Here is a 24,447-nt window from a genome sequence, read left to right as displayed (position 1 = left end):
TTTCAGCTATACTTCTGAACAAAAAATTTGCACTTCGTTAGTTGAAAGCACGCTTTTTTCTCAGGCCGCAAATTTGATCTTCTACACTCAGTATATGAACAACTCAAAGTTTCCAAAAGGCCCTGGACAATCTGGAATCGAGCAACGCCGAGAGCCACGCTATAAAACTCGCTTGGCATGCATGGTAAAAAACGCCAGTGGCGATTCATGTCCAGGGCTAATCACCAATTTGTCATCAGGCGGATTTCAAGTCGCCGGAAACTTTCAGTTAATGCGCACGGTTTTCCCTCATTTCAAAAGGGCCGCCCTGAACGACGCGATAAAACTCAGTGTGGATTTTCGCGTACCGACAACAGACAAAGTCGCCGCGTCTGTACACCTATTAAGCCAAAGCGTTTACTGTCGGCGAGTGCGTGGCGACTGGTTTCACATTGGGTGCCAACTCGTTGAGCTGGATGTGGAAAGCGAAAAAGTATTGAGCAACTTTATTCAGCATTTTGCCGCTCAACATAGCGCCGTACTCAACGGGCTTCGCCCACCACGCTAGGCTGTTTGGCTGTCACACCAGGCTTGAGCTTCTGCGATATCTAAGGTGCCTTCATATATGGCACGCCCAGTGATTGCGCCCAAAATCCCCTCGCCTGCCACCGCTTGTAACGCTTTAATATCATCAAGCTTTGATACACCACCAGATGCAATCACAGGGATTGGCGACGCTTGCGCCATGGCAACGGTAGCATCGATATTAACGCCACCCATCATGCCATCCCGAGCAATGTCGGTATAAACAATGGCACTCACGCCATCGTTGGCAAATTGCTTGGCCAGGTCGGTAGCTTTTACACTAGAGACTTCGGCCCACCCATCGGTGGCAACAAAGCCGTCTTTTGCATCCAAACCGACAATAATATGACCAGGAAATGCCTTGCAGGCTTCAGCAACAAACTCGGGATTTGTTACCGCTTTAGTACCGATAATGGCGTAGGTCACACCAGCTTTTAAATAGGCTTCGATGGTTTCCAACGAACGAATACCGCCGCCAATTTGAATGGGTAAGTCTGGGTATTTTTTTGCAATCGCCGTCACCACTTCACCGTTGACAGGCTCACCCGCAAACGCACCGTTGAGATCTACCAAATGCAAACGGCGTGTGCCCTGATCAACCCACTGCTGCGCCATCGCGACAGGATCATCAGAAAACACTGTGGAGTCTTCCATCAAGCCTTGTCGCAAACGTACACACTGGCCATCTTTTAAATCAATTGCAGGGATAATTAACATAATACTGTCTCTAACGCGTTTTATGCGGTTTACACTGTTCCATTCCAACGCACAAAGTTTTGCAGCAATTGCAAACCGGCGGTGTGGCTTTTTTCGGGGTGAAATTGAGCTGCAAATAGGTTGTTTTCACTTAACACGGCATCAAACGCAACGCCGTATTGACACTTACCCGTTACCTGTTCAGCATTTTCTGCCGAAACGTAATAACTGTGTACGAAATAAAAACGCGAATTTTGCGGAATATTTTCCCATAGAGGATGCGCTTTCACTTGCTCAACTTGGTTCCAACCCATGTGAGGAACTTTAAGTTGATTGCCATCAACGTCTTTCAATGCACTTGAAAAGCGTTTTACATTGCCAGGCAAGACATTCAAACAATCGACGCCATCGTTCTCTTCACTGTGCGACATCAATGCTTGCAAACCAACACAAATGCCTAACACAGGTTTACCGGATGCAATGGCATTTTTAACCATTACGTCGGCTTCAATATCGTATATACCTTTGATGCAATCACGTATTGCGCCAACACCAGGAAAGATGACACGGTCTGCATCAGCTATAACGTGTTTATCAGCTGTAATCGACACGTCTACTTCTGGCGCTACATTTTTAATAGCGCTAGCAACAGAGTGAAGATTACCCATACCGTAATCGATAATGGCGAGGGTGCTCATAGTTGAACTCACAACGAAAAATTTTACTGAACAAGCAATGATATTCATCGCTCGATATTAAACTCACAAGAGAGCAATGGCACGATCGAAAGTCGTGCCCCGGGGTATTTAGAAAACTACAATGTACCTTTGGTAGACGGCATGACATTTCCCAAGCGATCATCACGTGTTAACGCCATACGTAACGCGCGCCCAAAGGCTTTAAACACTGTTTCGATCTGATGGTGCGCATTCATACCTTTGAGGCAATCGATGTGCAAACTCACTTGCGCGTGATTGACGAAACCTTGGAAAAATTCGCGAAACAACTCAGTATCGAAATTTCCGATACGTTTTTGCGTGAAAGGCACATCCATCCACAAACCGGGGCGACCAGAAAAATCAATCACGACCCGTGATAAGGCTTCGTCCAGCGGCACATAGCTGTGGCCGTAACGAGTAATGCCTTTTTTGTCGCCCACCGCTTGCGCGAACGCTTGGCCGAGCGTGATACCCACGTCTTCCACGGTGTGGTGATCATCGATGTGCGTGTCGCCATCGCAGGTGACATCGATATCAATCAAACCATGACGCGCAATCTGATCCATCATATGTTCTAGAAACGGCACGCCAGTATCGAATTGGCCTTTGCCGCTACCGTCTAGATTGATGGTGGCAGTGATTTTGGTTTCTAGCGTGTCGCGCTTAACACTGGCTGAACGCTCAGTCATGGTGATTCCTCAATGTTTATCAAGCCGCGCATTATACTGGTTTGAGCCCCTTAGTCGCCAGGGGGAAGGATCGAGATACTAAGTCTATGATGAAGCGTTTTTCGAGGCAGCCAATGATGGGTGCAGTGGCAACGCAGATCGCTTCACTCGACGATTGTGAAGATTTGGTCGAAGTTCGCGTATCTAAGCACCGTCTTAATCTCCGGTGGGATTTGCGTCAGCAGCAGGTTTTCCTTACCGAGGCCCGAATAGTCACGCAACACCAGTAACAAGCCCAAGCCGCCACTATCAAGGCCGAGGCAATGCTGCAGACTAACCGCATAGCGCTCGAATTTAGGCTGCCCCTCAAAGCTCTCGCGGAATGCGGCGTGCAGAGCACCATTAAAATAGCCTTCTACCGCGATAACCAAGCCTTTCTTATTGGAGGTAATTTGTGTACTCACTTGGCTTTGAGGGATCACTGCTGCTCCTGAGCTATTCCTGTGTTAAACCGATAAAAACCTATTGAAGAGTATAGGCTAAACCAACGCTAGGCACCGATTCCCATGGCCTGCCGAGCTATCATCTTTTTCAAAAAACCCAGTTGGTTTACCTGCTTGAGCCCTGAGTTCCGCACCACCTGTAGCGCCGGATGACGACTGCCAAACAATCGCTTAAAACCTTCCATCGTCGCCATCATCGCCAGATTATGGGTTCGACACTGTCGCTGGAAGCGTTTAAGGACCGACGGATCACCAAGCGGAATACCGCGTTCACCAGCGCGCGCTACTTCCGCTAGTAATGCTTTTACGTCGTGAAAACCTAAATTCACACCCTGCCCAGCTAAAGGATGGATGGTGTGGGCTGCATCGCCCACCAGAGCGAAGCGAGGGGCTATGTAGTCCACCGCATGACGCTGACGCAGAGGAAAACTGAATCGCTGATCACAATGCTCGATGCGACCAAGCCGTTGTTCAAACGCTCTTTCTAAACGACTAGCAAACACCGCATCCTCTAGTGCAAGTAACTCGGCAGCTAAGTCTTCGGTGCATGACCACACAATCGAACAATAATGTGCATTGCCCTCTGTCGTTTGTAATGGCAGAAATGCCAAAGGCCCGGTATGACTAAATCGTTGCCAGGCGGTAAATCGATGAGGCTTTTCGCAACGAACGGTGGTGACGATGGCTCGATGCCCATAATCCCACTCTCGCGTTGCTAAGCCTACTTGCTGTCGTAAAGGAGAAAGAGCACCATCGGCCGCGACGACCAAATCCGCTGTTAGGCTTTGCCCATCGTTTAGCTGAATCGTTACCGGCTCGTCTTGCCCATCACTGGGCAAGCTAATATCTACCACACTTTGACCACGCAACAATTCAACATTAGGTAGCTGAATGCAGCGAGTTAACAGTGCATTCAGTGCGACCGAGTTTTCGACAATATGACCGAGGTTGGGCTCGTGTAATTCATCACTATCGAATTGAATTGACCCAGTACCCTCGCCATCCCACACCGACATGTGCTGGTAAGCACATGCCCGTTGATCGACAATGGATTGCCAAACACCAAGCTCATCTAATAAGTTTTGCGATTGACGCGTGAGTGCTACCACACGCGGGTCAAATTGTTCGCCACTGAAAAGCGCTGGGGCTTTGCCCGGATCGACAACAACAATATTTAGCGGCTTAGCACTTTCTGATTGGCTTTTGGCGTGCGCAATCGCTAAACCACACGCCAGTGCAGTACCGACGAGACCCGCACCTGCAATGATGACATCATAATGTTTCCCAAACTCTGCTTCCCAGTGAGACTCTGTCTTTGTCATTACGCTAATCCCATTGAGCGTTTGGATAACAGTGAGCCGGCGCCCGGCACCACATCCAATAAAAACAAACCCAAATTGCGTAACACGGATTGCTGCATACTGGCACTGGAAAACCACCGCACCATTTGATCGCTCAAGCCGACAGTTAAGTCTTGATCTAAGATTTGTTTGTCGATGTATTGCTGCAAAACGTGTAGATCACTCAACGCAACGTTTTTATCATTCGCGTCTTTCAAAACTTTCATTAGCTGCCAGCAATCACGCAACGCTAAATTAAACCCCTGCCCAGCGACAGGGTGTAAGAAATGCGCCGCATTCCCCATTAACACTAAACCGCGACGCACCTGTTCGCAGGCTAACTTTAATTCCAACGGATAGGTAAAACGCTCGGCGCAACGTATAAATTTACCTTGGCGAAAACCAAAGCGCTGTTGCAATATGTTTAAAAAGGCATCTTCATCGAGCGATGCGATTGACTCTGCTTGATCTTCAGGCAGAGTCCACACCAGCGCCGACGTACAACTATGGCTGGCTTCGCCCAGTGGCAACAAGGCTATTGGCCCTGCGTCCGTAAATCGCTCGTAAGCACGACATCGATGCGGCTCACTCATTTCGATATTCGTTATCAGCGCCGTTTGCTGATAAGGCTTAGTCGAAAATTGCACCCCCAACGTTTTAGCCAAAGGCGACTCAGCACCATCTGCAATTACGGTTAAGTTGGCATGTAACTGTGCAACACCAGAGTCAACCAAGTCGATCTGATAGCCCTGTTGTAGCGGCGTTAACTTCTTGACTCTTGCCGGTGCTAAACAGGTAATGTGGGGTCGCGACAATAGCTCAGACATCAGCACACGACCAAGCCAAGCATTTTCAACCACATGACCAACGGCGTTCATGTTGTATTGTGCCGCGTGAATTTCCGCTCCACCGAAATGCCCACGATCGGACACATGTACGGTATCGATAGGCGTAAGATGCTGAGTAAGGGTCGACCAAATTCCACAGGCATCTAGAATTTTTTCTGAACCCGCAGCCAACGCAGTGGAGCGCGCATCAAAGCTACTTTGATAGGGCTTTTCATCAGGTTTGCTGAAGGCAGCCGATTCGATTAAAACGATTGACCAGTCCGGTTGCGCGCGATTTAACATCAACGCCAGTGCGATACCCACCATACCTCCACCAACGATGGCGATATCGCAATGACGAATAGTTTGCTCTGTCGTTTCCGAATTAGACAACTATTAATTCTCTGCCAAAAAATTAGGACGCCATTAAGGCTTCAATGTCTTCAACGGTTTTGGGCACGCCAACGCTCAACTCTTCGCAGCCGTCCTTGGTAATTAACACGTCATCTTCGATGCGAATACCAATACCGCGCCAGCGCGCTTCAACCGTTTCATCATTAGGCGACACATAAATCCCTGGTTCAACGGTCATTACCATACCAGGCTCTAGCACACGCCATTCACCACCAACTTTGTAGTCGCCCACATCGTGCACGTCCATCCCTAGCCAATGGCCGATGCGATGCATGTAAAAACGCTTATAAGTCTCTTGCTCAATGATGTCTTCGAGATCACCCTGCAACAAACCGAGTTCTAATAAGCCTTCACAAATAATACGCACCGAGATCTCGTGTGGGTCATTCCAATGATTGCCAGGTTTAATCACCGCCATGGCTTCGCGCTGCGCTTTTAGGCACACTTCATAGAGCGCCTTTTGCTCTGGCGAAAATTTTCCATTGATGGGAAAGGTGCGGGTAATATCTGCGGCATAGTTATCTAATTCACAACCGGCATCGATTAACAACAAATCACCATCGCGTAATTTTTGGTTGTTTTCGATGTAATGCAAAACACAGCCATTTTTACCACCGCCAACGATACTACTGTAAGCGGGAAAGCGTGCGCCGTTGCGACCAAACTCATGTAATAGCTCCGCTTCAATCTCATATTCAAACATGCCAGGTTTGCAAGTTGTCATCGCACGAGCATGGGCCGCAGCTGAAATTTCCCCAGCGCGCTTCATAACACGAATTTCCGCAGCGCTTTTGTACAAACGCATATCGTGAAGAAAATGATCAAGATCTAAAAACTCACCGGGCGGTGTGGCACCAGTGCGCACCTTGGCGCGAATACTGTTTACCCATCCCATTACGTGAGCATCGAATTCAGAGTTTTTACCCATCGCGTAGTACACACGCTCGGTGCCTTCGATCAGACCCGGTAAAATATCGTCGATATCATCTATGGGAAACGCATCGTCAGCGCCGTGATCAGCACAAGCACCTTCAGGGCCTGCGATGTAGCCGTCCCAAATTTCTTTGCCTGGATCTTTTTCCCGCACAAACATCACAGTTTCACCGTGGTCGCGGCCAGGAATGATCGCCAGAACTGCGTCCGGCTCGTTAAAACCGGTCAGATAAAAAAAGTCGCTGTCTTGGCGAAAGGCAAAATCGGTATCGCGATTACGCACCTTGATTGACGCCGAAGGAATAATGGCAATCGAATTAGGCTCCATGTGCGCCATCAAAGTTTTACGGCGCCGCGCGAATTCTTGTTTGGTAATCGACATAGCGGACTCTTATTTATGCAATACGGTTAGTGAACGGTGCGTTGATCTTCCTCTGGGTTGGGGTCTGAGTGCACACCGATTTCCATAAAAATAGTGAGTAGGGCAACGCGAATGTATTCGACAATTTCCATGTAGTCATTTTCGCTATCATCATCAAGCGCATCCTCGGGGCTGATCTGCACAAACGCTGCAAAATCACGTAACGCATCAGCAGTTTCTGCTGACATTTGCGTATCACCGCTAAGCCCCGATGTACCAAAGCCCGTCAGAAACCCATGACACCAATGGCCAAGCGATACTATACGTTGTTCTAAATCCGTATCGTCGTCTGGCAATAACAACAGCACAGAGAACTCCTGATCACGCAATTGCGATAAGGTCGTTTGGTAGATTTGGATTAGCAACTGCTCTGACTCACCATCAACACTTTGACTGCAATCTAGAAATTCTTTAGCCGCTTTCAGCCACTCTCCATGGCTATAACGGCCCCCTCCACAAAGATGACCACAGATCATGCCGTGAAGTTCGGCAGGACTATTCAGCGCCCCTAATGATAGAAATTGATCGGCTAGCCCATCAAAAGACGGCAGTGTTTGGGTTTTATTTGTCATGACTCTCCAACAGGTGTGTCCGCCACTGCTTCGTGGCATTGCAGTCCGCCTTGATTGAAGCATCAGAGGCATGAATCAAAGGTTCCGGAAAACTGCGCATCCTATCACGATTCAGTGAAAGATCGTTCGCATTAGAGAACAAACAGCACCCAGCCACGCGTCCGCAATTGACCCCCACAAGTCGGCGCAATATAGTAACGACCAGGGTTTTGTGGTGCGATACGCTATTATCTTGTTTAGAATCAGCCTTTTACTGAAAGAACCTCGAATAAAGTCTAAGGCAAAGCAAAATCTGGGTTAGTAGACTATAGATAGATACTGTTAGCCAGACGAAAGTGGACACTATGAACGATAGCATCCTTGCCACACTAGAAAGTAAGATCGAGCAGCTCGTTCGCATGTGCGATCAATTGCGTGAAGAGAACCGCCAGCTGCACGCCAAAGAATCTGAATGGATCGGCGAGCGTACTCGCCTGATCGAGAAAAACGAACTTGCCCGCACGCGTGTTGAAGCGATGATCGCGCGCTTAAAGAGTTTGGAATCCGAAGCCTAAAGTCCGGGCGTAACAGGAATACACCATGACTGACAATGCGACTATCGCCGTCAATCTGCTCGATAAAGACTATCAAGTTGCTTGCCCACCAGAAGAACAGGCCATTTTGCAGTCCGCCGCCCGCCAGCTGGATCAGCGCCTACGTGACATCCGCTCAACTGGCAATGTAATTGGGCTGGAAAAAATCGCCATCATGGCCGCACTCAATTTAAGTTACGAGCTGATGCTCGCGAAAGAGTCATCAGCGTCTGCAGACTTGGATAGCGACAAGCTAAAGAGCCTCGTCGATACGCTGGATGCTGCGCTGAGCAAATAGCCACCACTCTGCACAACGGACGATCGCCCACTACCGTGCATAACCATGCCTGCCAGTGATACAGCGCAAGTGTTATCAAATTTTCGTTTCTCCAAACAATAAAATCTCAGCATCCCCTTACAGCCGAGCAAGGCTAGCGTTATACTGTGTTTAATCCCTGAGGTGTTCGCCAGTCGAGACGTCCTTGAGCCGATAATACCTACCCGGGGATCTTCTGCTGATACTGTGTGCATGTCCGCGAGACGGAAAGCCTAATGTATTACAGGGATCACCACCTTGAACCGTTACGGTTCAAGGCAACATTGACAGCGGCACCCTTCGGGGCATTTCTATCGCGCTATGAATTACCGGCGCTTTCGTCATTACTCATACGCATGACCAACCTCCCATCAACGCTATCTATTCAGCGCAAAAACTTGCGTCAGAAGCTTCGTATGCAGCGTCGCACCCTGACAACCCACCAGCAACTTCAAGCCGCTATTGAGCTTGATCGCTTGGTCTCGCGCCAACCCGTGTTTCTTCACGCACGCCGTATCGCACTGTATTTAGCCAATGATGGTGAAATTGACCCGAGCTTATTGTGGAAACGCGCATTGGGGATGGACAAGCAATGCTTTCTGCCGGTACTGGATCCACATCATGCTGGAACGTTGAAGTTTGCGCCCTACGACGCAGAGTCATCACTCGACAATAATCGCTTCGGAATACCCGAACCCACGACAGAACCCATCGCAACAGAGACACTCGATATTGTGTTTATGCCATTAGTGGGATTCGACCATTGGGGGCAAAGGCTCGGGATGGGCGGGGGATTCTATGATCGTACGTTTGCGTTTAAAGCAGACCAGGCTGAAGGGGAGAAGCCATTATTAATTGGCTTAGCCCATCAATGCCAAGAGGTGGACAGACTACCGGTAGAAAGCTGGGACATCCCCTTAGACGGCATCATTAGCGACGGCCGCATTATCGCGCCTGGGTCTCTAGCCAGTGACAATTTTCTTGCCGGTGATCTACGCCGAAAGCCATAGAGCAATTTGCGCACATAAAAAACGGCGCCTTGTGAGCGCCGTCTTCTGATATGTTATTCCATTACTTTAATTGAATTCAGGAATACCCCAAGATTCTGACTTCAAGCAATGGTTCACGTCCTAATGTAACTGCTTCCCGAGTTGAACGTTAATCTTCAACGTAGTGTTACACCTTGGTGCAACGCTGAGGGAGTATGTTGTTCTTTTTCGGATTCGAAGACATCACTGAACCCGACACTACTGACCAAAACTCCCACGAAGAAGACAATAACTGCAATAGTTAAAATGTCATTTTTCATAGGAAGAACCTACCTTCGTTGTAATCGTTGTTTCTGAAGGGCCGAACTTTATACAATAAAATCCAACAAAAACCAAACTTTAGCATGAGAACTAAATCCAACTTCTCATTTGGTTTCAGTATAGCGAGCAAAAATAAAGCCAACAGAGAAAAGTGATCAATTTGCGTTCTAGATCACAAAGTTATATTAATAGCAGGGTTTTATATATCTGAAATGATATAAAAAATAGAAATCGAAAACCAAACGCTCTTACTGCAGCTAGCTCAAGCCCCTAACCTGAACCTTTGAGGGCCCCAGATTGGGGCCAACATCACCAAAAAGAGGCGTAAAACTCAAACGATACGCTAGCTCAGGAACAACTTATAAGCCGGATTTTCAGACTCGTCCCAAAATGGGTAATTTAAGTCAGCGAGAAACCGCTTCAATTCGGCCTGCTGAGCCTTCGGTACCTGCAGCCCAACCAAAACACGACCAAAAGCGGAACCGTGATTACGGTAGTGAAACATCGAGATATTCCAGCCGGTCGCGAGATGGGTTAAAAACTTCAGCAACGCACCTGGGCGCTCAGGAAACTCAAACCGATAGATCACCTCGTCCTGCACCTGGCTCCCGCGCCCACCTACCATATGACGAATATGCAGTTTCGCCATTTCGTTGTCAGTGAGATCTTCAACGGCATAGCCTTTTTTACGTAGCCCAGCCACCAGTGATTCACGGTCGGTTGGGTCTTCGCTTACTTGAATACCCACAAACACATGAGCCTGCTCTTGATCCGCATAGCGGTAGTTAAATTCGGTGATACTGCGCTTACCAAGGTCACGACAGAACTTTTTGTAGGCGCCGGGACGCTCAGGCAATGTCACTGCTAATACGGCTTCGCGCTTTTCACCCGTTTCAGTCCGCTCTGAGATATAGCGCAGGCGATCAAAATTAGTATTCGCACCACTGTCGATAGCCACCAGGGTTTGCCCTTCGCAACCCGTTTCTGCCACATATTTCTTGAGCCCCGCCAACGACAATGCACCGGCTGGCTCAGCAATGGAGCGAGTATCTTCGAAGATATCCTTGATCGCTGCACACATTTCATCGGTGTCGGCCGTGATCACACCATCAATGGATTTACGAATGACGCGAAAGGTCTCTTTGCCGATCTGCTTAACCGCAACACCATCGGCGAAGATGCCAACTTCAGGCAGGATTGCTCGGCGGTTTTTCTCCATAGCCAACTTCAAGCAGGCTGAATCCTCAGCTTCAACCGCGAAGATTTTCGTCTCCGGGCGGATATATTTGATGTAGGCCGCCATCCCCGCACACAAGCCTCCGCCACCCACTGGGATAAAGACGGCATCGATTTTACCTGGATGCTGCCGCAGTAATTCCACCGCCACAGTCCCCTGCCCCGCAATGACATCAGGGTCATCAAAAGGATGAATGTAGGTATACCCTTTTTCGGCAATAAGCTTTTGTGAATGCTCGAACGCATCGTCATAGGCATCCCCGTGCAATACAACCTTGCCGCCGTTGCGGCGCACACCATCCACCTTAATTTGTGGGGTGGTGCGGGGCATCACGATGACCGCCGGGACCCCCAAATGGTTCGCAGCCAGCGCCAAGCCTTGAGCATGATTACCCGCCGATGCCGCTATTACACCTTTACTACGCTCCTCTTCAGTCAGTTGGAGCATTTTGTTGTATGCGCCACGAATTTTGAAAGAAAACACAGGCTGTAAGTCTTCGCGCTTAAACAACACATTGTTGTTCAAACGGCGCGACATAAGTCGTGCAGTATCAAGCGGAGTTTCGACAGCGAGATCGTAGATGCGCGCATCTAAAATGCGCTTTACGTAGGACTGAGGCATGATGCAAATGATCGATAAAATGTGAGAGCAATTATATAAAGCGGCATGGTAAAGCATGCACTGTTTGAAGTCATGGAGTTTTACTGCACTAGCTGCTTAGAGCATAGGATCCAGGCTATAATGCGCAACTCGCTATTCCCGACGAACCCGAGGTACGCATGACACAAGATGAACTCAAACGAGCCGTTGCGAAAGCCGCTCTAGAATACGTTAAACCAAAGCTCTACAGCGATACCATACTGGGAATAGGAACCGGCTCTACTGCCAACTTATTTATTGATGAGCTGGCTAGCGTAAAAATGTATTTCGATGGTGCCGTAGCAAGCTCGGAAGCTAGCGCCGAGCGTTTAAGAAGCCACGGCATCAATGTTTACGATCTCAACAATGTAAGCGATATCGCCATTTACATTGACGGGGCTGATGAAAGCAACGCTAAATTAGAATTAATTAAAGGCGGTGGCGCAGCCCTAACACGGGAAAAAATCGTCACTGCCGTGGCCCAAGAGTTTGTTTGTATCGCAGATGAAAGCAAGTGGGTAGACTGCCTTGGAACATTCCCTTTACCTGTTGAAGTCATCCCTATGGCACGCTCCTACGTTGGCAGAGAGCTTGTTAAATTAGGGGCTGACCCGGTATACCGTGAAGGGGTTGTTACGGATAACGGTAACGTCATTATTGACTGCCACCATTTAGAAATTCGCAACGCGGTTAAGCTCGAAGCAGCCATTAATCAGATCGTTGGTGTGGTGACCAACGGCTTATTTGCTCAGAAACCTGCGGACGTATTGTTGCTGGGCACAGCAAACGGGGTTATCGAAAAGCGCGCAGAAAAGTAGATCGGCACCCGGCGCTAGCGAGCAAAACTCTATTGCTCGCTTCCCTCAACGTGAACACCATAAGGCTTATCAATAAACGATTTAATCCCAGCGAATACTTGTGCGCGGTAAGGCGCGCTTTCACCGACTAAGTGATGCCGACCCTGTGGAACCATTTTGATCACTGCGCTGGGCAGCACAGTTTGTAACGCCGATAAATTATATTGCCAATCTACTGTATGGTCGTCATCACCCTGGATAATAAGAACGGGCGTATCCACTGGAGTAAACTTTCCAACTTTGGAGATCCATTCTTTCATCGCCCCCACCCATCTGACAACCAAACGACGATCTTGTAGTGGGTCGGACTTTTTTAAAAACTGCAAAAAAACCTCATCGTGTGAGTTGTCGGTAAAGACCCGCGGCAAACTCCGCAAGAAAAAACGCCCGATTGCATAGACCCATCGATCTCTAACCCACCCTCGAGATCGCACCAAGGGCGCCAATAGTACTGATTTTTCAAACACAGGATTTGTGGTCGTCAACAAGTGCTGTACTACTGCAACACTCCCCATACTCTGTGCCACAGCATACCAAGGTGATGGCATCACATGACGAAACTTTTCGATCGCCGCTTCGAGCACCGCATGATAAGTGTCAAAGCTTGCAATGGATGAGCGTGGGCCACTGCTTAACCCCATACCGGGAAAGTCACAAGCCACTACCGCATAATCGTTCTGCAACGAAAAACGCACGAGATGATTAAATAATCCTACATGGTCGTAATAGCCATGACACACGAAAATAGTGCCTCGACTCATCTCTGGCAACCAGTAATGGGCAGCGATAGCAAATCCGTCTACCTCAAAACTACCAAAGCCATGAAGCACACCCTCTAACGTTTTTGAAAAATTTATTTTGTAGTGATCAAGATATGCCTGCACCTCAGGCGAACGGATATTATTTTTATCGGAATCAATATCAAACGATAAGGGCTTCAATGAAGAGGCCAACTTTTTAGCAGATGACGCTGTGAACATAGGGGTTCTTCAATTAATAAGAGAAAAGCTAAAGAGAAAGTGAGTCACCCAACAAAGCTGGCTCGTTAGAATCAGGAGTATAGCAATTTGCACACTAATACTAACCCCTATCAGCTAACCAATGTGATAACTGTTGCTCGTATTCACCGAGAAATGTCGTACCGACCGATGCACCATCAGCCTTGCCCAGTTTAATAGCCCGACGTAGGCTTTTGATAGCCGCATCACGCTCCTCTAACTCCCACAAGGATAAGCCACGCAAATAATAGAATCGATGCTCAACACTGTGTCGGCGTATAGCGATATCCATTTGCTCGACCACTGTTTGAAACTCTCCCTTGCGATAAGCTTGTTGTGCTAATGCAAAACGATAATAGGGATTACGCAGTTTAAAGTCTTCAGCAAGGCCTCGCAGCCGCTCCGCCTCAACCGTATCACCTTGAAATTCAAAAATAACCGCAAGATTATTTAGTGCAGACCAGTCATCAGGGTCGAGCTGTAAAGCGTGCCGGTAGCTCGCTTCGGCTAAACTCATATGCCCAAGGCGGCGCTGGATGATGCCCATGTTGTTCCAAATAAAACCACGATCTGGAGCAACACCTATCGCTTTGTTGGCATAAACATAAGCACGCTGTAAATCCTCAGCAACCAGGTAATCCATACTCAGGTTGCTGTAGTAATGAGCCAATGCTGTTTGGTCAGAGACAATACGTTGCGGATAATTTTCGCTATAGCGATCAACACGGAAGTCGATAATGCCATTGCCACCGCGTTTCAAGTCGACACTGACATTCACATGACGGTATTGCACCAGGGTTGACTGAGTGACTGCATCCCATGCAGGAGGCACATCCACCTCTTGAAAATTCGCATTCAAACCCAGCTCTCTCGCCATAGCAACGAACATCGCAGAAAACGCTAAGCAGTTACCACGGCGCTGCGAAAACACTTCTTGCGCAGTGAGGGTAGCATCAGCTTCGTAGCGAATATTAAAGTCTGGGCTATAACGTAAAAGATTAAACAGCCGTTCCAGCCTCGCATCTTCCGATGGCACGTCACCCACTTGATCACGTAACACATTACGCATCCCGGGGGTTATTTGGAGCAACTCGATAGCGGGCGTGTTTAACAAGCTTTCGGGAATATCAGGCGGTGGTGTCATGACCGCTTCGAGAATTTCAGGCTTAGGCGGCTCTACGACAACTATTGGTGCGTTACTGCAGCCAACAACAAAACCAGCCAAGCAAAACACAACAAGCGCAATGCAATGATGCGGTATATTTATTATGTGTAACAGGTACCGGTCGTTCACAGCAAACTCCCAGATCAAGTTTCAACAGTGCACGGCTGTTTATTTCAAATTATAGAAGAACATGGCTAGTTGGACTGATAGAAACGGCAGTAGTTCTTATTGTTAGCTCGCCGGTCAATCAGGGCATATGTCGATGTATTGACTACGTTCTTCAAACGTTTTGCAGTTATTGGGTTGTAACTGTTATTGGGTTGTAACTGTGCGTTTTATTGTTGTCATTCGTTACAAGGACGCCAAACATCGGCGGAAATAGCAGCGGCTACTAAAAGCAGCCGCCGAATTACGTAGATCTTACTTCACGTTTGGTACTAATTCACCGGACTCATAGCGTTCAAACATTTTTTCCAAACTAATGGGTGTAATCTTCGAAGCATTACCCGCAGTGCCAAAGGCTTCGTAGCGCGCCACACAAATATCTTTCATGGCTGTAACTGTTTCTTTGAGGTATTTTCGCGGATCAAACTCAGCGGGGTTTTTCGCCATGAACCGTCGCACAGCGCCTGTTGATGCCAAACGCAAGTCGGTATCAATATTCACTTTGCGCACGCCGTGTTTGATACCTTCACAAATTTGTTCAACCGGTACGCCGTAAGTCTCTGGGATTTCACCACCGTATTCGTTGATAATCGCTAGCCACTCTTGTGGCACGCTGGACGAACCATGCATAACCAGGTGAGTATTCGGAATACGCTTGTTGATTTCTTTAATGCGATCAATCGCAAGAATGTCGCCCGTGGGTGGGCGCGTAAATTTATATGCACCGTGAGAGGTACCGCAAGCAATCGCCAACGCATCTACCTCAGTTTTCTTCACAAAGTCAGCGGCTTCTTCTGGATCAGTCAGCATTTGATCGTGGCTCAATTTACCTGCCGCACCAATACCATCTTCCTCACCTGCTTCACCCGTTTCTAAGGATCCTAAGCAGCCAAGCTCTCCCTCAACTGACGCGCCACAGGCATGCGCCATTTCCACAGTTCGACGAGTCACTTCGACATTGTATTCATACTCAGTCGGTGTTTTGCCATCTTCACCCAATGAACCATCCATCATCACCGAGCTAAAACCCAACTGAAGTGAGCGCTGGCAGACAGACGGCGAGGTACCGTGGTCTTGGTGCATACAAACAGGGATATGAGGGAATTCTTCGATCGCCGCAAGGATTAAATGACGCAAAAATGGCGCACCGGCATATTTTCGAGCGCCCGCTGAAGCCTGAACAATCACTGGACTATTGGTCTGGTCAGCAGCCTCCATAATGGCACGCATTTGTTCCAGGTTGTTCACATTGAACGCTGGCACCCCGTAGCCGTTCTCGGCAGCGTGGTCCAATAGTTGTCGTAAGCTGATAAGAGCCATAAAAAGTAATCCTTGCAGGCAAAGTTAAATCTTGAAAGTTAGCAGAGAATGGTAAGATGCCAGCCCCCGTTTCGCAAGTTGAGAGACGCAAGTAACGCAGCCCACTTCGCGCCCATCGACAAGCACAGAGGTAACCCCATAGACTACAAGGGTTAGGCTAGCCAGCGAACAGGCTTGGCAACAGCCGCAGTTAACGATATTTATGTGGAGCCATTATGACAACCAGTACCTTTGACCTGCCGCAAGGCTTTCAGTACTTCGGCAAGAACATCGGCATCAAAGACGATACCAAGGACTTTGGCGGCATACTCGCCGACGCCCCCTGCACCGCAGCTGCGGTCTTTACACGTAACACCATGCCGGGAGCACCTGTGATCGTTGGCCGGGAACACGTTGCTAATGGCGAGCTACAGGCCATCATCGTGAACTCCAAGAACGCCAATGTCGCGACGGAGATGCGCGGTATTGAAGACTCTCGCCGCATCTGTCAGCGGGTTGCTGAAGAGTGTGGCATCAAACTAGATCAGGTTCTACCCTCGTCTACCGGTGTGATTGGTCGACGCCTACCTATGTCGGTAATCGAGTCTGGTTGCGAAAACCTGAAGGCCGCTTTTGGGTATTCACAACAGCATATGGAAGATTTCGCCAAAGCGATTATGACCACCGACACGCGTGAAAAAATCATCAGTGGCAAAGTGGGTGACGCCACCATCCTCGGGATCGCCAAGGGCGCAGGCATGATCGAACCTAATATGGCCACCATGCTGAGTTACTTCACCACCGATGCAGAGATACCCGAATCGGCCCTGAAAGTAATGTTAAAGCGTGTCGTCAATCGCTCTTTTAATCGTATTTCTGTCGACAGCGACACCTCGACATCCGATACCGTCGTGATCCTAGCGAATGGTCAAGCAGGCAGTGTCGACCTCGAAGCCTTTGAAGAAAAGCTTGCTGAACTGGCAATTTACTTAGCCAAAGAAATTGCACGCGACGGTGAAGGCGCAAGCAAGTTAATCGAACTAAAAGTATCTGGCGCAGAAACGCCGGAACAAGCCTTACTTACCGCCAAAGCCTGTGTGAACTCACCATTAGTTAAAACAGCCATTTATGGCGCCGACCCAAACTGGGGTCGTTTTGTGATGGCAATTGGCAAAGTGTTTCAATATCAAGTTGACATCACCCAATTAAAAATTTGGTTTGGCCAAGGCGAAGAGCGTTTGTCGATTACCGCCAAAATGCTCGACAGCGATAGCGTCCCATTGGATCAAATTTCTAAACTGTTGCAGCGCGACAAAGTGTTTATTGAAATTATTTTAGGTGAAGGTGATTGTAGCGAAACGGTTTGGGGCTGCGACTTAACGGAAGGCTATGTCGATGTAAATGCGCATTACACTACCTAATTTAAATCGCATTTTTTTGAGCTTTATTTAGGAGCACTGGCCACGTTCCTGAAATAACCTGCTGTTTGCTAGCGTGTTATTTACCTGTGCTCTACACCCACCGCATTGACTGATTAGCGTTGCGCACTAGCCATCGAATGCTCATGAGCGATTCGCGAGACTAGTTGTATTGGGATTCGTTTTGATCACTAAGTCGGCAAACTATTTAAAGAGGTAAGCAGTGAAATAGGCCCGCGTGCGAAGCGGGCCGGAAAGCGTTTTACTTGTGAGCGATAGGCTTATCGGTGAAGAGGTAATCTTTAAGTTCTTTATCAAAAACCGGATCCTTACGTCTAATCCATTCAAGCGTCATCGCCGCATGCTCTTTTTCTTCGTCGCGATTGTGAATAAGTATGGCTTTCAGGTCAGGATCTTTACACGCGTCGACACGCTGGTTGTACCAATCAACAGCTTCGAGCTCTTCCATCAGCGACACGATGGCGCGATGCATATCGCGGGTCTCGTCGCTAAGTTCAGCAATAGGTTCGTGATAACCTTCGTTAGACATGTTTACTCCTATTCTTATAGTCAGTATTTTTTTAATGGTTTAAAAAACGCGTTACGGAGTGACGTCAACGTCGAAGCCGTACTGCTTAAATAGCGCTTTACTTTCTTCTGGCGAGTCACTGGTTTCGATAATCACTCGCGTTAGCAAACTGTAGCAGAGATATAAACAACCGTGGATTTTACGTCCCAAACTTTTACTCACCGCAATATTATCAGAGTGCATTAACCGCTGAATACCGTTAAATTTGTTTTGAATCAACTCCCAGTCGCTGCCGAAGTAAAAACGTTTAACAATGCCCTTGTGAGTAGCGGCCAATTGCTCAAGCTCTTTATAAATGACTTCGAGACGACGAAATTCGTTCACCATCTCCGTTTCATAGTGTGAGTCAACTTCAATAGGGTTTACCAACAGGCGCTCCTCAATTTCTTTAGGCACCACCCCCATAGGTAAACTTGAGAGCTGCTCTATCAAAGACTCCTCTCTGATAGAAGGCAGCATAGGAAAATATTGTAAGCGCTGAAAAAAGCAACACACATCATACGTTAGCTGCTTGAATTTCGGCAGCCGCATCAACGAGATCACCGCAATCGCTATTAACATCACTAGAAATATGTGGATAGCACCATCATCGCTGAAGAACCTGAGAAAGACTTTGCGCCATATCACGTCAGCCACTGAGTAGGTAATGACCCAAAATAAAATGGCAAATAACAGACAAGAGCCATTCATCACGACAAATCGACGAACAGGTGTCGTTGTATAGTAATAGCGAAACGATTCTTTTTGCGTTTCTTCTTCAGAAACAACGGGGGGCGCTGTACGCCAAATCCAAGCAGCCCATACCAAGTAAACCAATAATAATAGAAATCCTATCCACATAAGCTGTTAACCATTATGAGGGCATAAACCCTGGTGTTAGTTAATTTTTGAACATCTATTGTTAAGAGGGTCGATAAATTACTCAAACTGCAAAAATGTCAGTATTTTCGGGACGACTTCTTCCCGCTTGGTTAGCAACAAAAGATGACCACATTCAATCTCCACCAAGATACTATTCGGAATACGCGCGGAAAGAATTTTTCCATTTGCCAAAGGGACTAACGGATCATCCGTTCCCGCCAGAATTAGCGTGGGTTGCTGTAATTTATGCAGCCAGTGGATACTCGTCCACCCGGCCACTGCAGCCAACTGATTAAGGTAGCCACGACCAGATTTTGCTGTCTTGATGTGTTCGGCAAACTCCTGGACTCGCTCCGGCTCGTCTCTCAAGACACCACCATAAATATGATGAGCAACCTCCATTAGATACTCTTCATCTAGATAGCGTTTAGGGGTTGATAGTTTCATGAAAACCGAAGGCTTACTTGGCACCATGACCACACCTGGCGATGTGGCGGCAAGAATTAGACGGCGACAACGTGTTTGGTGTTGGCGGGCAAAGTCTTGGGCCAAACCACCACCCCAAGAAACACCCAGCGCGTCAACATTACCGTAATCAAAATAATCGAGAATTTTTGCGGCCAAGCGACTGAGCTGCTTAAAGCGCATGGGCAGGAGCGTGCCCTGAGATTGGCCAATTCCAGGAATATCGAAGGTTATGCACTCAATTGGTTCAAGATCTTCCATGAGTGGCTTTAGTAGCTCTGCGTTTGCTCCAATACCGTTAAAGAGTAGCAAAGGCGGCCCTGTGCGATCAGGGACAAGCTTGCGCACCACACGAATCTTCAGCCTATCCACCTTGATAATACTGTCTTCGAATTCAACCAATGGTAACCACCTTAAGGCTCATTATTTTGCCAAGACGTTATAGGCACCTAGTTCTAAATCGTACGCCTTTATTCAAGCGTTGTGTATCGACTAACAATGCTGCTGCAAAAGCTGTGCCTTGCCACCAGAGCGCACCAACCTTAGCGAGCAAATGTGACAAATGAGTTTAGTGACGAGAGAAGGAATAGCCGTAATATTAGCGTATTAAGCAAAATGTCTTTAATAAAGGCGAGCTTACGCTGATTTTATGCCGACATACAAAATCAATGGCCAGCTTACAGGTTTTTCGGACTCTGGAGCGCCCCAGGCCTGCAAAAATCTATCGCTATACAACGAGACAGGATTGCGCCCCCTGTCAGCTTCATAGGATTTAACGGCCGACCAAGTATTTAGATAGCCAATAAGATGATCAAAGTGCCATTGCTTTTCCATGGAAAAAGCAGGTGTCTTTTCACGCGGGTAGGGAAGAGGAATTTTAGTGTAGCCCTCATCTAATAGTTCACGACCTTTTGGCCAATACGGACCGATGACTTGCGAATGGAACTCCGCAACGATGTCATCAAGGGTAGTACCCGTGTGTAACAACTGATAACCCCAAGCCGCTAGCACCCCACCGGGCTTTAGCACGCGACTCACCTCCGCAAAAAATCGGCTGTGATCAAACCAGTGAATGGCTTGCGCTACGGTAACCAGATCAACGCTACTATCATGTAAAGCCACGTGCTCCGCAGGAGAAACACGATAGGTAATATTCGGCCGAGAGGTCGCGTGTGCAATTTGATTGTCACTAATATCCGTTGCAAAAACACGATCAAAATGATCCGCTAAAGCAATACTTGCCTGACCATTACCACAACCGCAATCCCACACCAGTTCGGTGCTAGGCGATAATGTCGCAAGATAACGATAAAGCGCTTCGGGATAGTCGGGACGAAAATCCCGGTAAGCATTAGAGGCTTGTGAAAACTGATCGGTTAACTTCGGCATTATTTTACTTTATGGTTAACGGCCAACGGTCCAGGTGTTAAATGAAATGAATATTGTTCGCGTCGATTACAATAACCCGCAGCATGCAGCAGATCTACTGTTGCTTCTTGATCACTATGCGAGAGACCCTATGGGTGGCGGTCAGCCGCTTAACGAATGGACCAAAAGCAATTTGGTGACCGCTTTGAGTCAGCGTCACGATGCAATCAGCCTACTCGGATATATTGATGACCAACCCGTTGCATTACTCAATGCATTCGAGGGCTTCTCTACCTTTAAATGCCAACCGCTCATCAACATACATGATGTTGTGGTGTTGAATCAGTTTCGTGGTAAGCACCTGGCAGCATTAATGTTTAACGCTCTGGAAGTTATTGCAGATGAGCGCAACTGCTGCAAACTAACCTTGGAAGTATTGTCTGCCAATACATCCGCTCAACGTTTGTACCAACGCCTGGGTTTCACCGCTTATGAACTAGACCCACAAGCCGGGCAAGCATTGTTTTGGGAAAAATCACTGACGGAAAAATAAATATTGCATCCATTGCCATGCATTCTACATGTAGTAGCGAACACCCACTGACACTGCATTCACCAACATCGAATCGACAAAAAGGGGCGAATCAAAACGGAATTGCTGCCATTCCAACTTCATACTGTAAGTGCGGGAAAAACGGTAAAACATTCCCACTCCATAGTAGAAACCAAAGTCTTTATCTTCACCATCAAATTTTGCTTGCGTATCGGTAACCGTAAATTCAGACTCCACGTCAAACAAACCAACGCCGAACTTCGCAGTAGTAAACCAGCGCGGAGTGAGCGCCCAGTTACCAATCACCGCACCGCCAAGCACATTATATTTAAACGATGCATCCAGCGTTTGATTTGGCGGTATTCGATCTCGAAGCAAGGACGAATCAGAACCAAAATCGTAATAACTCGTTTCTATCCCAATGTTGTCATTAAAGCGAACGCCTAGCGACACCCCCCAATGACTACCATCGGCTTCGAAAGGACTCACATCGTCAAAAAATTCATAGTCCGCAATTGTTTCACCGTAAGAACCTTCGGCATAATAGCCCACTATGTCAGCATAAGTGCTCGAAGCAATAACGAAAAACATTATTGCTGAGAGAATGCGACTGGATATTTTTCTTATACTGTATTGCATATCCCCTCACTTAAAATCGTAAAAAAGCCGCGCAACGCGGCTCTAGAAGTACGATAGGAGTTATTACTTACCTTTATGCTATTTACCTTCGAGAACGGCAACAGCGGGTAACGTTTTGCCTTCCACATACTCCAAGAAAGCGCCTCCGCCCGTTGAGATGTATGACACTTTATCGGTTATGCCAAATTTATCAACGGCCGCTAACGTATCACCGCCGCCCGCAATGGAAAAGCCCTCACTTTCGGCAATTGCTTTTGATACGATTTCAGTGCCTTTTGCAAACGCGTCGAACTCGAATACGCCAACCGGCCCATTCCAAATGATGGTTTTTGCTTCTTTGATTAGTGCTGCCAATTGATTAGCTGAATCCGGACCGATATCAAAAATCATATCGTCTTCTGTCACGTCATCCGCTGATTTTAACGTTGCTGGAGTTGTCTCTGAAAACTCTTTACCGACAACAACATCGGTTGGCATCGGAATATTTACTTTTTCGAGAAGCGCTTGCGCAGTCGGCACCAGATCGTGTTCACACAACGACTGACCGACTGGCTTACCAGTCGCCGCCAAGAAGGTATTCGCAATACCTCCGCCAACAATAAGTTGATCGCACTTATCCGCTAACGAATTCAGTACTTCGAGTTTAGTTGACACTTTTGAGCCGCCCACAATCGCTAGCATAGGTCGCGCCGGATTCGCCAAGGCCTTTTCTAGCGCATCCAACTCAGCAGCCAACAGTGGTCCAGCACACGCTTCAGGAGCAAATTTTGCGACACCATGGGTAGAGGCTTGCGCGCGATGGGCAGTACCAAATGCATCCATTACAAAAATATCACACAGTGATGCGTACGCTTTGGCTAAATCATCTGTATCTTTCTTTTCACCGACATTAAAACGCACGTTTTCAAGTAATGCGATTTGCCCATTTTCTAATTCGACGCCGCCCTGCCACTCTTTAATAAGCGGCACGTCGCAACCAAGCAACTCGGAAAGATAAGATGCCACTGGCTTCATCGAGTATTCTTCAGCGTACTCACCTTCCGTCGGACGACCCAAGTGAGACATGACAATCACTTTAGCACCCGCTTCCATCGCCAGTTTTACAGTGGGCAAAGCCGCTTTAATACGAGCATCGGAGGTCACCTTGCCATCTTTGACAGGCACATTGAGGTCTTCTCGAATCAACACTCGCTTACCGGCAAGATCTAAATCTTTCATTAATTTGATGGCCATACGGACTCCCTCGTTATTGAACTCTTGTTTCGCATAGTTACGCTTAAGCCCTATTGCTTAGCGATAACACGCACCATATCTAACATGCGGTTTGAAAACCCCCATTCGTTATCAAACCACACTAACACTTTAACTAAGCGTCGCCCCGCAACGCGAGTTTGTAACGCATCGACGATCCCCGAGCGGGCATCATGATTAAAATCGCAAGACGCTAACAATTCTTCGCTATAACCTAAAACTATTTTGTATTGCTTGCTCGCTGCCTCTGCAAGCACTGCATTCACCGACGCCACATCAACGTCGCTTTTGACGACTACGCTCATATCAATCGCTGATACATTAATAGTGGGCACACGCATCGCTTGCGCTTCGAAGCACCCTGTCAATTGCGGTAACAAGCGATCAATTCCCTGAGCCAACCCCGTTTCTACTGGAATAATAGATTGAATCGCGGAGCGAGTTTTGCGCAGGTCGGTATGATGATAGGCATCAATGACAGGCTGGTCGTTCATTGCCGAGTGAATAGTAGTAAGCACACCGCTATCAATACCAAAAGCGCGATGCAATGAATCTATCACGGGAATGATACAGTTAGTCGAGCAGGAAGCGTTGGATATTATTTGGTGTTCCGCATTCAAGTGCTGGTCATTGCAACCAAAAATGGCTGTAAAATCTACATCATCCTGACTGGAACCGGGTTGAGACAGCAACACACGCTTCGCACCCGCATCAAGGTGCTGCTGCAACGTACTTCTATCAGAATATTCACCGGTGCATTCCAAAACCAAATCAATACCCAAACTTCGCCAGGGTAAGTCGCTAATCTTTTCTTTATGCAAAATCTGAATGCATTGCTCATCGATAGTGAGTAGATCGTTGGCAACGCGGACATCGGCAGGGAAGCGGCCGTGGGTAGAATCGTACTTGCATAGATAGGCGATGGTGTTGCAATCGGCCAGTTCATTAATGGCAACGATTTCGATATCGTCGAGACCCGATTGCTGCGGGGAATGGTTGCGCGCCTCAAAGTAACTGCGCAGCACGCATCGCCCGATTCTTCCGAAGCCGTTAATGGCAATGCGTGTTGGCATAATTCTGCGCTTTTC

At 47.8% G+C, this 24,447-nt stretch carries 26 protein-coding genes and 1 other RNA gene; 8 read left to right on the top strand and 19 right to left on the bottom strand.

Annotation, left to right across the window (positions count from 1 at the left end; translation table 11 throughout):
• The first annotated feature begins 94 nt into the window (after positions 1–94).
• Positions 95–547 carry a PilZ domain-containing protein gene (locus ACZ5NB_RS01205; RefSeq protein WP_460231030.1) on the top strand — a complete coding sequence of 151 codons (453 nt, stop codon included), beginning with the start codon at positions 95–97 and terminating at the stop codon, positions 545–547.
• On the opposite strand, the gene hisA is transcribed toward ACZ5NB_RS01205, so the two are convergent.
• The 8 genes from hisA to ACZ5NB_RS01165 all read right to left on the bottom strand — a co-directional run bounded on the left by hisA (position 544) and on the right by ACZ5NB_RS01165 (position 7,657).
• The gene (gene hisA, locus ACZ5NB_RS01200; RefSeq protein ID WP_460231028.1) at positions 544–1,281 is read right to left on the bottom strand and encodes a 1-(5-phosphoribosyl)-5-[(5-phosphoribosylamino)methylideneamino]imidazole-4-carboxamide isomerase; all 738 of its coding nucleotides are present in this window, start codon (positions 1,279–1,281) and stop codon (positions 544–546) included. The genes ACZ5NB_RS01205 and hisA overlap by 4 nt on opposite strands.
• A gap of 29 nt (positions 1,282–1,310) precedes the next feature.
• Positions 1,311–1,958 carry an imidazole glycerol phosphate synthase subunit HisH gene (hisH, locus tag ACZ5NB_RS01195; RefSeq protein ID WP_460231027.1) on the bottom strand — a complete coding sequence of 216 codons (648 nt, stop codon included), beginning with the start codon at positions 1,956–1,958 and terminating at the stop codon, positions 1,311–1,313.
• A gap of 116 nt (positions 1,959–2,074) precedes the next feature.
• Positions 2,075–2,668 carry an imidazoleglycerol-phosphate dehydratase HisB gene (gene hisB, locus ACZ5NB_RS01190; protein ID WP_460231025.1) on the bottom strand — a complete coding sequence of 198 codons (594 nt, stop codon included), beginning with the start codon at positions 2,666–2,668 and terminating at the stop codon, positions 2,075–2,077.
• Between the two features lie 143 nt (positions 2,669–2,811).
• Positions 2,812–3,129 carry a hypothetical protein gene (locus ACZ5NB_RS01185; protein ID WP_460231024.1) on the bottom strand — a complete coding sequence of 106 codons (318 nt, stop codon included), beginning with the start codon at positions 3,127–3,129 and terminating at the stop codon, positions 2,812–2,814.
• A 68-nt stretch (positions 3,130–3,197) separates the two neighbouring features.
• The gene (locus tag ACZ5NB_RS01180; protein ID WP_460231022.1) at positions 3,198–4,472 is read right to left on the bottom strand and encodes a UbiH/UbiF/VisC/COQ6 family ubiquinone biosynthesis hydroxylase; all 1,275 of its coding nucleotides are present in this window, start codon (positions 4,470–4,472) and stop codon (positions 3,198–3,200) included.
• Complete coding sequence (ubiH, locus tag ACZ5NB_RS01175) at positions 4,472–5,710, bottom strand: 2-octaprenyl-6-methoxyphenyl hydroxylase (protein ID WP_460231021.1); 1,239 nt, start codon at positions 5,708–5,710, stop codon at positions 4,472–4,474. Before ubiH ends, ACZ5NB_RS01180 begins: the two co-directional genes overlap by 1 nt.
• Positions 5,711–5,732: 22 nt before the next feature.
• Positions 5,733–7,046 (bottom strand): Xaa-Pro aminopeptidase, encoded by a 1,314-nt coding sequence (pepP, locus tag ACZ5NB_RS01170; RefSeq protein ID WP_460231020.1) that lies wholly within the window; start codon positions 7,044–7,046, stop codon positions 5,733–5,735.
• 26 nt (positions 7,047–7,072) lie between these two features.
• Positions 7,073–7,657, bottom strand: a complete 585-nt coding sequence (locus ACZ5NB_RS01165) for a UPF0149 family protein (protein WP_460231019.1) — start codon at positions 7,655–7,657, stop codon at positions 7,073–7,075.
• A 344-nt stretch (positions 7,658–8,001) separates the two neighbouring features.
• Here ACZ5NB_RS01165 and ACZ5NB_RS01160 point away from each other — a divergent pair, with 344 nt between their 5' ends.
• From ACZ5NB_RS01160 to ACZ5NB_RS01145, 4 genes are all read left to right on the top strand, one after another.
• Complete coding sequence (locus tag ACZ5NB_RS01160) at positions 8,002–8,211, top strand: TIGR02449 family protein (RefSeq protein WP_460231018.1); 210 nt, start codon at positions 8,002–8,004, stop codon at positions 8,209–8,211.
• Between the two features lie 25 nt (positions 8,212–8,236).
• Complete coding sequence (locus ACZ5NB_RS01155) at positions 8,237–8,527, top strand: cell division protein ZapA (protein ID WP_460231017.1); 291 nt, start codon at positions 8,237–8,239, stop codon at positions 8,525–8,527.
• Positions 8,528–8,678: 151 nt separating this feature from the next.
• Positions 8,679–8,856, top strand: a non-coding RNA gene (gene ssrS / locus ACZ5NB_RS01150) — 6S RNA.
• Between the two features lie 45 nt (positions 8,857–8,901).
• Positions 8,902–9,555 (top strand): 5-formyltetrahydrofolate cyclo-ligase, encoded by a 654-nt coding sequence (locus ACZ5NB_RS01145; protein ID WP_460231016.1) that lies wholly within the window; start codon positions 8,902–8,904, stop codon positions 9,553–9,555.
• Positions 9,556–10,198: 643 nt separating this feature from the next.
• Here ACZ5NB_RS01145 and ilvA read toward each other — a convergent pair.
• Positions 10,199–11,713 (bottom strand): threonine ammonia-lyase, biosynthetic, encoded by a 1,515-nt coding sequence (gene ilvA, locus ACZ5NB_RS01140; protein ID WP_460231014.1) that lies wholly within the window; start codon positions 11,711–11,713, stop codon positions 10,199–10,201.
• 158 nt (positions 11,714–11,871) lie between these two features.
• Here ilvA and rpiA point away from each other — a divergent pair, with 158 nt between their 5' ends.
• Positions 11,872–12,549: a ribose-5-phosphate isomerase RpiA gene (rpiA, locus tag ACZ5NB_RS01135; RefSeq protein ID WP_460231013.1), complete on the top strand. Its 678-nt coding sequence runs from the start codon at positions 11,872–11,874 to the stop codon at positions 12,547–12,549.
• A gap of 29 nt (positions 12,550–12,578) precedes the next feature.
• Here the strand turns inward: rpiA and ACZ5NB_RS01130 are convergent, their stop codons facing one another.
• From ACZ5NB_RS01130 to fba, 3 genes are all read right to left on the bottom strand, one after another.
• Entirely contained in the window at positions 12,579–13,568 is a 990-nt protein-coding gene (locus tag ACZ5NB_RS01130) for an alpha/beta hydrolase (protein ID WP_460231012.1), read from the bottom strand.
• 100 nt (positions 13,569–13,668) lie between these two features.
• Positions 13,669–14,880, bottom strand: a complete 1,212-nt coding sequence (locus ACZ5NB_RS01125; RefSeq protein ID WP_460231011.1) for a tetratricopeptide repeat protein — start codon at positions 14,878–14,880, stop codon at positions 13,669–13,671.
• A gap of 291 nt (positions 14,881–15,171) precedes the next feature.
• Positions 15,172–16,236 (bottom strand): class II fructose-bisphosphate aldolase, encoded by a 1,065-nt coding sequence (gene fba, locus ACZ5NB_RS01120; RefSeq protein WP_460231010.1) that lies wholly within the window; start codon positions 16,234–16,236, stop codon positions 15,172–15,174.
• Between the two features lie 215 nt (positions 16,237–16,451).
• Here fba and argJ point away from each other — a divergent pair, with 215 nt between their 5' ends.
• Complete coding sequence (argJ, locus tag ACZ5NB_RS01115) at positions 16,452–17,636, top strand: bifunctional glutamate N-acetyltransferase/amino-acid acetyltransferase ArgJ (protein ID WP_460231009.1); 1,185 nt, start codon at positions 16,452–16,454, stop codon at positions 17,634–17,636.
• 259 nt (positions 17,637–17,895) lie between these two features.
• On the opposite strand, the gene ACZ5NB_RS01110 is transcribed toward argJ, so the two are convergent.
• The 4 genes from ACZ5NB_RS01110 to ACZ5NB_RS01095 all read right to left on the bottom strand — a co-directional run bounded on the left by ACZ5NB_RS01110 (position 17,896) and on the right by ACZ5NB_RS01095 (position 20,937).
• Positions 17,896–18,183, bottom strand: coding sequence for an encapsulin-associated ferritin-like protein (locus tag ACZ5NB_RS01110; RefSeq protein WP_460231008.1), 288 nt, complete (start codon positions 18,181–18,183; stop codon positions 17,896–17,898).
• 51 nt (positions 18,184–18,234) lie between these two features.
• Entirely contained in the window at positions 18,235–19,062 is an 828-nt protein-coding gene (locus tag ACZ5NB_RS01105; protein WP_460231007.1) for a hypothetical protein, read from the bottom strand.
• 78 nt (positions 19,063–19,140) lie between these two features.
• Positions 19,141–19,950, bottom strand: coding sequence for a poly(3-hydroxyalkanoate) depolymerase (gene phaZ, locus ACZ5NB_RS01100; protein ID WP_460231006.1), 810 nt, complete (start codon positions 19,948–19,950; stop codon positions 19,141–19,143).
• Positions 19,951–20,184: 234 nt separating this feature from the next.
• A complete protein-coding gene (locus tag ACZ5NB_RS01095; RefSeq protein ID WP_460231005.1) occupies positions 20,185–20,937 on the bottom strand; it encodes a class I SAM-dependent methyltransferase in 753 nt (250 codons plus the stop codon).
• A 46-nt stretch (positions 20,938–20,983) separates the two neighbouring features.
• On the opposite strand from ACZ5NB_RS01095, the gene ACZ5NB_RS01090 reads away from it, so the two are divergent.
• Positions 20,984–21,469, top strand: a complete 486-nt coding sequence (locus tag ACZ5NB_RS01090) for a GNAT family N-acetyltransferase (RefSeq protein ID WP_460231004.1) — start codon at positions 20,984–20,986, stop codon at positions 21,467–21,469.
• A gap of 24 nt (positions 21,470–21,493) precedes the next feature.
• Here the strand turns inward: ACZ5NB_RS01090 and ACZ5NB_RS01085 are convergent, their stop codons facing one another.
• The 3 genes from ACZ5NB_RS01085 to ACZ5NB_RS01075 form a co-directional block, all read right to left on the bottom strand.
• The gene (locus tag ACZ5NB_RS01085; protein WP_460231003.1) at positions 21,494–22,108 is read right to left on the bottom strand and encodes an outer membrane beta-barrel protein; all 615 of its coding nucleotides are present in this window, start codon (positions 22,106–22,108) and stop codon (positions 21,494–21,496) included.
• Positions 22,109–22,186: 78 nt separating this feature from the next.
• Positions 22,187–23,341 (bottom strand): phosphoglycerate kinase, encoded by a 1,155-nt coding sequence (locus ACZ5NB_RS01080; RefSeq protein WP_460231002.1) that lies wholly within the window; start codon positions 23,339–23,341, stop codon positions 22,187–22,189.
• A 50-nt stretch (positions 23,342–23,391) separates the two neighbouring features.
• Positions 23,392–24,432 (bottom strand): type I glyceraldehyde-3-phosphate dehydrogenase, encoded by a 1,041-nt coding sequence (locus tag ACZ5NB_RS01075; protein ID WP_460231001.1) that lies wholly within the window; start codon positions 24,430–24,432, stop codon positions 23,392–23,394.
• Positions 24,433–24,447: the final 15 nt, after the last annotated feature.

The sequence above is a fragment of the Aurantivibrio plasticivorans genome (assembly GCF_055392955.1).
Note: the sequence above shows the minus strand (reverse complement) of the source record. Positions and strands in the feature narration are given on the sequence as shown.

What these genes read in the sequence shown, in the direction of transcription:
- ACZ5NB_RS01180 (WP_460231022.1), bottom strand. Translation starts at nt 4,472, where the DNA reads ATGACAAAGACAGAGTCTCACTGGGAAGCAGAGTTTGGGAAACATTAT.
- ACZ5NB_RS01090 (WP_460231004.1), top strand. Translation starts at nt 20,984, where the DNA reads ATGAATATTGTTCGCGTCGATTACAATAACCCGCAGCATGCAGCAGAT.
- argJ (WP_460231009.1), top strand. Translation starts at nt 16,452, where the DNA reads ATGACAACCAGTACCTTTGACCTGCCGCAAGGCTTTCAGTACTTCGGC.
- pepP (WP_460231020.1), bottom strand. Translation starts at nt 7,046, where the DNA reads ATGTCGATTACCAAACAAGAATTCGCGCGGCGCCGTAAAACTTTGATG.
- ACZ5NB_RS01130 (WP_460231012.1), bottom strand. Translation starts at nt 13,568, where the DNA reads ATGTTCACAGCGTCATCTGCTAAAAAGTTGGCCTCTTCATTGAAGCCC.
- hisA (WP_460231028.1), bottom strand. Translation starts at nt 1,281, where the DNA reads ATGTTAATTATCCCTGCAATTGATTTAAAAGATGGCCAGTGTGTACGT.
- ACZ5NB_RS01085 (WP_460231003.1), bottom strand. Translation starts at nt 22,108, where the DNA reads ATGCAATACAGTATAAGAAAAATATCCAGTCGCATTCTCTCAGCAATA.
- ACZ5NB_RS01205 (WP_460231030.1), top strand. Translation starts at nt 95, where the DNA reads ATGAACAACTCAAAGTTTCCAAAAGGCCCTGGACAATCTGGAATCGAG.
- rpiA (WP_460231013.1), top strand. Translation starts at nt 11,872, where the DNA reads ATGACACAAGATGAACTCAAACGAGCCGTTGCGAAAGCCGCTCTAGAA.
- ACZ5NB_RS01160 (WP_460231018.1), top strand. Translation starts at nt 8,002, where the DNA reads ATGAACGATAGCATCCTTGCCACACTAGAAAGTAAGATCGAGCAGCTC.
- ACZ5NB_RS01105 (WP_460231007.1), bottom strand. Translation starts at nt 19,062, where the DNA reads ATGTGGATAGGATTTCTATTATTATTGGTTTACTTGGTATGGGCTGCT.
- ACZ5NB_RS01095 (WP_460231005.1), bottom strand. Translation starts at nt 20,937, where the DNA reads ATGCCGAAGTTAACCGATCAGTTTTCACAAGCCTCTAATGCTTACCGG.
- ACZ5NB_RS01075 (WP_460231001.1), bottom strand. Translation starts at nt 24,432, where the DNA reads ATGCCAACACGCATTGCCATTAACGGCTTCGGAAGAATCGGGCGATGC.
- ACZ5NB_RS01145 (WP_460231016.1), top strand. Translation starts at nt 8,902, where the DNA reads ATGACCAACCTCCCATCAACGCTATCTATTCAGCGCAAAAACTTGCGT.
- ilvA (WP_460231014.1), bottom strand. Translation starts at nt 11,713, where the DNA reads ATGCCTCAGTCCTACGTAAAGCGCATTTTAGATGCGCGCATCTACGAT.
- hisB (WP_460231025.1), bottom strand. Translation starts at nt 2,668, where the DNA reads ATGACTGAGCGTTCAGCCAGTGTTAAGCGCGACACGCTAGAAACCAAA.
- ACZ5NB_RS01155 (WP_460231017.1), top strand. Translation starts at nt 8,237, where the DNA reads ATGACTGACAATGCGACTATCGCCGTCAATCTGCTCGATAAAGACTAT.
- fba (WP_460231010.1), bottom strand. Translation starts at nt 16,236, where the DNA reads ATGGCTCTTATCAGCTTACGACAACTATTGGACCACGCTGCCGAGAAC.
- ACZ5NB_RS01165 (WP_460231019.1), bottom strand. Translation starts at nt 7,657, where the DNA reads ATGACAAATAAAACCCAAACACTGCCGTCTTTTGATGGGCTAGCCGAT.
- ACZ5NB_RS01080 (WP_460231002.1), bottom strand. Translation starts at nt 23,341, where the DNA reads ATGGCCATCAAATTAATGAAAGATTTAGATCTTGCCGGTAAGCGAGTG.
- ACZ5NB_RS01110 (WP_460231008.1), bottom strand. Translation starts at nt 18,183, where the DNA reads ATGTCTAACGAAGGTTATCACGAACCTATTGCTGAACTTAGCGACGAG.
- hisH (WP_460231027.1), bottom strand. Translation starts at nt 1,958, where the DNA reads ATGAGCACCCTCGCCATTATCGATTACGGTATGGGTAATCTTCACTCT.